6 protein-coding genes and 1 pseudogene are annotated in these 6620 nt (G+C 56.1%); 3 read left to right on the plus strand and 4 right to left on the minus strand.

Annotation, left to right across the window (positions count from 1 at the left end; translation table 11 throughout):
• Both mbeA and OMR58_RS25670 read right to left on the minus strand, forming a co-directional pair.
• The coding region (gene mbeA / locus OMR58_RS25665) for a plasmid mobilization relaxase MbeA (protein ID WP_444861346.1) at positions 1-891 on the minus strand (891 nt) is incomplete at its 3' end.
• On the minus strand, positions 881-1204 hold the full coding sequence (locus OMR58_RS25670) for a MobC family plasmid mobilization relaxosome protein (RefSeq protein WP_264547304.1): 324 nt from the start codon (positions 1202-1204) through the stop codon (positions 881-883). The genes mbeA and OMR58_RS25670, both read right to left, overlap by 11 nt.
• 1967 nt (positions 1205-3171) lie before the next feature.
• Between OMR58_RS25670 and OMR58_RS25675 the strand changes: the two genes are divergently transcribed.
• From OMR58_RS25675 to OMR58_RS26025, 3 genes and pseudogenes are all read left to right on the plus strand, one after another.
• Positions 3172-4650: a SulP family inorganic anion transporter gene (locus tag OMR58_RS25675; protein WP_264547299.1), complete on the plus strand. Its 1479-nt coding sequence runs from the start codon at positions 3172-3174 to the stop codon at positions 4648-4650.
• A gap of 18 nt (positions 4651-4668) precedes the next feature.
• Entirely contained in the window at positions 4669-5496 is an 828-nt protein-coding gene (locus tag OMR58_RS25680) for a universal stress protein (protein ID WP_264547300.1), read from the plus strand.
• A 56-nt stretch (positions 5497-5552) separates the two neighbouring features.
• Positions 5553-5639, plus strand: a pseudogene (locus tag OMR58_RS26025) (DUF1471 domain-containing protein); the annotation flags it as partial.
• A gap of 387 nt (positions 5640-6026) precedes the next feature.
• Here the strand turns inward: OMR58_RS26025 and OMR58_RS25690 are convergent.
• Both OMR58_RS25690 and OMR58_RS25695 read right to left on the minus strand, forming a co-directional pair.
• Positions 6027-6242, minus strand: a complete 216-nt coding sequence (locus OMR58_RS25690) for an MbeD family mobilization/exclusion protein (protein ID WP_000137421.1) — start codon at positions 6240-6242, stop codon at positions 6027-6029.
• A gap of 6 nt (positions 6243-6248) precedes the next feature.
• The coding region (locus tag OMR58_RS25695) for a mobilization protein (protein ID WP_264547302.1) at positions 6249-6620 on the minus strand (372 nt) is incomplete at its 5' end.

Raw genomic sequence — 6620 nt, forward strand, 5'->3', positions numbered from 1 at the left:
TTCGTGCGCTGGCTCATGGCTGAGGACAGCTTCCGGTCGTGGTCGAGGATGGCGGCGCTGATTCTCTTCTCGCTTTCGCTCAGTTCCGCTCTGACAGACTTCTCGTGCTCGCTGAATGCGGCTTTCAGCATCTCGCCGGTACTCTGCTGCTGCGCTTTCGATTTCTGCTCTAAGTCCTTCGCCAGCGTTAAAAGACTGTTCATAGATGGCTCCCTTCAGTCGGATGTTTCGCCCCCCGTCCGGGTCGGCAATGCTGATGCTGCTTTTCGTGGTGCGCACCACCTCAAAACCCGCGCTTTCCAGCGCCTCAGTGACGTCCTGCCGGGTTTTCAGCTCCCCGGACAAGGCTAAGGCCAGTAACCCCCGTGTAATCGTCTGAGCGGCGTCCAGTTTCGCCTCCGGCAGCGCGGACGGCGTGACCAGCGCCCGCCGGTTTTCCGGCGCGTTCGGGTCGTGCAGCCCCAGCCTGCCGTTCACTATGGTCTGCCAGGCATCAATGCGCGGACGATCGGCGCGGTCGTAATACGGCTGTAGCCGTTTGCCTGTGAGCAGCTCCGTGTTCGGGATCAGGAAGTTCAGCTCCAGCCGCCCCTTGTCCTGGTGCTCAACCCACAGCACGCTGTACTGGTCTTTATCGAGTCCGGGCATCAGAACCCGCTCAAAGCTTGCCATCAGCTTTTCGCGCTGGCCGGGCGGTAAATCCTTTTCGGCAAAGGACAAAACGCCGGATGTGTACTTTTTGGCGTAGGGCGAGGCGTCGATAAGCTCCCGGACTTCCTCCGGCTTCCCCTGCAGAACGCTGGCGCCGTCGCGCTGCCGGTCTTTCCCCAGCAGATAATCCACCGGACCGGCGCCACCGCCGCGTCCTCGCGGGTGAAACTTAACGATCATCGTCTGTCCCCTTTTCCAGCACGGCGTGCCTCAGCCGCTCGAGTCCGGCATCAATGGCCATCAGCGCGGCGACAACCTGCACGCGATCGTTCCCGGTACCCCCACCGGCGTTAACCTGGCGGGCTATCTGGTTGAGGTTGTTACCCATACCGGCGAGCTGCCGAAGCAGCGCCGGCGAGATCGACGGAAGTTTGCCGGCGCGGGCCGGCTTCTCGTCCAGGCACGTCTGGCGCATCCAGGCCGCGAGTTGCTTACTGTCGCAGCGCTCGAGCAGACGCCGGTGCTCATCTTCCGTTACCCACATGGTGAGCATTTTGCTGCGTTTGTCTGCCAATCCGGCCTCCTGATAACGCCGGGACGGGCGGGAAATTCTTTCCCGGACGGCACGGGGTTGGACAAGCCGCAGGCGCGTCAGTGCTTTTAGCGGGTTTCGGGGCGCAGCCCTGAACCAGTCACGTAGCGCTAGCGGAGTGTATACTGGCTTAATATGGTAAATCGAAGTGGGAATTCAGGGAAGTGCTTCATGTGGCAGGGGAAAAATGAAGCTGCGGGGCGTAAGTGCAAAATGCCATTGAAGGTGAAATGACGCCTCCTCGCTCACTCGGTCGCTACGCTCCTGCCGTGAGACTGCGGCGGGCGTTACCGGCTCACAGATGATGGGATAGACAAGCAGTGCTCAAGTCAGAAAGAGCCGGAAAAAGGATGCGGCGTTGCCGTTTTTTCATAGGCTCCGCCCCCCTGCCGGAATTCACAAACAGACGCTTTTTTGGTGCATCTGTGGGAGCCTTAGCTCAACCATGAATCCGACAGCGGTGACGAAACCCGACAGGACTTAAAGATCCCCACCGTTTCCGATGGGTAGCTCCCTCGTGCGCTCTCCTGTTCCTGCCTTTCGGTTTACCGGTATCATTCCGCTGTTATGGCCGCGTTTATCTCATTCCACGCCTGACACTCAGTTCCGGGTAGGCAGTTCGCTCCAAGCTGGACTGTTTGCACGAACCCCCCGTTCAGTCCAACCACTGCGCCTCATCCGGTAACTAACAAACATGATCCCAACCCGGACGGACACGACTAATCGCCATTGGCAGTGGCCAATGGTAACGGACTTGAGAGAGCGAAAATTCATAACCGAGTGGTTATAGAGTTCTTGAAGTTTTAGCCTTACTACGGCTACACTGGAAGGACGTATTTGGTAATTGCGCTCTCTCGAAGCCAGTTACCTGGTTAAGCAGTTCCCCAACTGACTTAACCTTCGATCAAACCACCTCCCCAGGTGGTTTTTTCGTTTCAGAGGCTAATTTACGCCGCGACATCAGATCACGTCAAGATAACTCTCTAGTAAAAAACCTTTTAAAACGCCAGGTTAAGTGAAGAAACAATCTTCAAACAGTTACAGTAATGGTCTCTGACGAATCTAGTAACAAAGTACTATGAGACTAAACGCCGCCACCATGATTGTTTTTTATTTGATGTTTCAACAGCTTCCGTCTTATCTTCTATGCGTCTCACTTCCTGCAGTTCGCTCCTTAGCCCAGAAACTTCCTCACGAAGGGATTTTATTTCACGAATAAGCTCACTTATTACCTGATTCTGTGTCTCATCCCCTTGTCTTTCAGCGTCCCGTGACACTGTCCCTTCTTGTTTCAACTCACCATAGACTCGGATTAATTCACTTGTCTCAATAGAACGCCCACCGTCCGAATCAGTCCTATATGATAAGCGGCCTGATGACATATCACGATATAGACTGGAACGAGCTTTTCCTGTCAATTTCTGCGCCTGTCTCACCTTATGCCAAGCCATAAGCACCACCCGTCCCAATGTTGTCTCACATAATTGATACACGGATAGTACCATCAACGTAGTACTCAGCCGTCACATAACCGGAAAATCTTCATGAAAATGAGGTCGATTTGCACTGATAACAGCGTGCTTTGCGGACATTTGTCATCCCTGGCGCATTGACCCCGTTTAAGCTTCGTGTAGAGTAAAAAGGCTTTTTGCCGGGACAGCTCTGACTGTAATCCGCCCGAAGGGCATTCGTGACCAGCACTTAAATCCTGTAAAGCCGGTCTTTCTGGTTCCTTAAGGTGCATAAAAGCCTGTAAAGGAGTTAATAAAAAATTATCATGTGTATTACGCCACCCTGAGCATTACCCCTCTCTGTCGCACTGAATAACCTCAGCTGCGCACTCAAAAACATCCCGTCTGCGGATGTGCTTTTTCGTACATAATTTTAGCCCTCACGGGCTGACTGCATTCAAAAACTGAGAAACTACTATGTTGCTGTCCTCGACGCGTAAGGACTGGCTGGGTAACGTCCGTGGTGACGTCCTCGCCGGTATTGTGGTCGCGCTCGCGCTTATTCCAGAAGCGATCGCCTTTTCCATCATCGCTGGCGTAGATCCGCAGGTCGGTCTCTATTCCGCGTTCTGCATTCCTATAGTCATGGCCTTCTTTGGCGGCCGCACGGCGATGATTTCTTCCTCCACCGGTGCGATGGCGCTGCTTATGGTCACGCTGGTGAAAGACCACGGGCTACAGTATTTGCTCGCAGCCTCCGTACTGACCGGCGTGTTCCAGCTGATTGCTGGCTACCTGAAGCTCGGCAGCCTAATGCGTTACGTGTCGCGCTCGGTGGTGACTGGCTTCGTGAATGCACTGGCGATACTGATATTCATGGCGCAGCTGCCGGAACTCACCAACGTCACCTGGCACGTATATGCCCTGACCGCTGCCGGCCTTGGTATCATCTATCTCTTCCCGTACCTGAATAGAACCATCCCTTCTCCCCTGGTCTGCATCATCGTACTGACCGCCATTTCCATGTGGCTGCACCTTGACGTGCGCACCGTGGGCGATATGGGAAAACTGCCGGACAGCCTGCCGGTATTCCTCATTCCTGACATCCCAATTACCCTCGAAACGTTGCTGATTATTCTGCCGTATTCCGCCGGGCTCGCCGTGGTGGGTCTGCTGGAGTCGATGATGACCGCGACCATCGTGGACGACATGACCGACACGCAGAGCGACAAGAACCGCGAGTGCAAGGCGCAGGGTATTGCCAATATCTGCACCTCTTTCATTGGCGGCATGGCGGGTTGCGCCATGATTGGTCAGTCGGTGATTAACGTGAAGTCCGGCGGACGCGGGCGTCTTTCAACGCTGACCGCTGGCGTGGTGCTGCTCTGTCTCATTATCTTCCTGCGCCAGTGGGTTTCTCAGATACCGATGGCGGCGCTGGTTGCGGTGATGATTATGGTCTCTATCGGTACTTTTTCCTGGCGGTCTATCAGCAACTTGCGATCCCATCCTCTCTCAACCAGCGTGGTGATGCTGGCAACTGTGGTGGTGGTGGTGGCCACGCATAACCTGGCATTTGGCGTGCTGACCGGCGTGTTGATTGCAGCGTTGAACTTCGCCACCAAGGTCGCCCGCTTCATGGCAGTTTCCTCTGAGCTGAAGGGCGATACCCGTACTTACACCGTGACCGGCCAGGTCTTTTTTGCCTCGTCTGACCGGTTTACCAATTACTTCGACTTCCGCGAGGCGCTGGATCGCGTGGTGATCGACGTGACGCACGCCCACTTCTGGGACATTACGTCGGTCAGCGCGCTGGACCGCATCGTGATCAAGTTCCGCCGCGAAGGCACGGAGGTGGAAATCAGGGGCATGAACGACGCAACCCGGACTCTCGTTGATCGCTTTGGCGTGCATGACAAACCTGAAGAAGTTGAAAAGCTGATGGGCGGCCATTAATCCATAGGAGAATTCAACATGAATAACACCGTTATTGCCTGCGTTGACGGCTCGCCATCAACCCGCCCGGTCTGTGAATATGCTGCTTGGGCAGCCGGTAAGCTGGATGTGCCGCTTGCCCTGATGCACGTGCTGGAAAAAAATGATCCTCCCGCAGTGTCTGACTTGACCGGCACCATTGGTATCGACAGTCGGGAGCAGCTGACTGAAGAGCTGGTCCGCATCGAGGGCGAGCGCAGCCGTCTGATGATGTCACAGGGAAAGACCGTGCTGACTGACTGTGCGGCGCTGCTGAAGCAGGCCGGACAGCCGGAGGCCCAGCTGATGCAAAAGCACGGCGCACTGGATGAGATCCTGGCAGAGCTGGGAGATATCCGCCTGATGGTGCTGGGCCGCAGAGGCTCACAGAATCCGGTTGGCAGCCACCTAGAAAGCGTCATTCGGTTGCAGAAGCGGCCAGTGCTGGTCGTGCCGGAAACCTTTTCGACGCCGTCACGGGTCATGTTTGCGTACGACGGCAGTGAGGCGAGCCGGGAAAATCTGATGCGCCTGTCCGTCAGCCCGCTGCTGAGCGGCCTGACCTGTCATATAGTCATGGTTAACGGCGAAGCGTCGACGCTGCAGGATGCACAAGCGATTCTGCAGGAGTCTGGGCTCGTCACGGCAGCCCAACTACTGAAGGATAAATCTGTCACCGGCGCGTTATGCCGGTATGCCGATGAGAATGGCATCGACCTGACGGTGATGGGAGCTTATGGCCATTCACGGCTACGCCGGTTCTTTATCGGCAGTCACACCACAGAGATGTTGTCAGAAAGTCGTCAGGCTCTGCTGATGCTGCGATGAAGCGCATGGGCCTAGCTTTCAGGCCCGTTATTTGAACGTCCGCTTATCGCTCACAGCAGACACAACAGCGTGGCGATCAGTACAAAATCACCGGCGTAAATAGTAATAACGTCGTTCACATGACCGCTGAGCTGTACAAATAACGGATGGTCGCAAAAGGAAGTGCCAGAAGAGGTCGCCCACAGGCGGCCTTTTTTGTATCTGCCGCACGGTCTAATTGAACATAACATCTCTTGCCCGCACCGCTCCGGGCGGGTTCGGCGCGAATACTGTGCCTGCCGGGTAAAACCCGCAGCAAATCCCCCGGAAAACCGCGCCGCCTGCGCCTGATAAATTTCACCCGAATGCATAGCCATGCAGCCGGGTGAATGACACCGGTTTTCGGCGCAGATCTCCGCCGAAAGCCCTGTTTTATCCGGTTTGTTACAACGACGGTCCGTTGTACGTCCGCTGTCGCTGCGATCTCTCAAGCTCCAGCGCTTTCTGATGCTGCGCAGCCCGCTCCTGCTCCCGGTGCGCTTCGATGCCGTTCAGCCTTGCGACAACCGGCGCAGCTGCTCGCTCAAACTCTGCACCTGCCTGCTCAAGCCCGTGACGCGCTCGCTCAGCGCCGCGTTCTCCCGTTGCATAAGACCAGACATCGTCCGCCATTCCGCGAAGGCGTTCTCCCACTCGTCCAGCCTTTTCGAGTAGTCCTGCTGTAGCTGCTCTAATGCGCTCAGCAACTGTTTTTCCAGCTCCGTCATGCTGCTCTACTCCCGTACCAGTCTGATGCCGATCTTCGTGCCGTTGTCGAACGTCCAGTTCGTATCCGCTTTCACGCCCTCCGGCAGCACCAGAAAGCGCCCCTGGTTGTCTTCCTGATACATCACGCCCCACGTCCGGGCGTTCAGCTTCTCCAGCGCGTCTTTCTGCTCCCGGATGCTCGTATAGTTGTCGAGTATCTGCTGCCCCTGCCACCACAGAATGCCCGCGCTCGATGCGATCAGCAGCGCGGAGACCAGGACGATGGTCAGCCACGTCTGGCTGACCATGCGCAGCATCCCTTTCGTGCGCTGGCTCATGGCTGAGGACAGCTTCCGGTCGTGGTCGAGGATGGCGGCGCTGATTCTCTTCTCGCTTTC

The sequence above is a fragment of the Erwinia sp. INIA01 genome (assembly GCF_025947915.1).
Taxonomy (GTDB): Bacteria; Pseudomonadota; Gammaproteobacteria; order Enterobacterales; family Enterobacteriaceae; genus Erwinia; species Erwinia coffeiphila.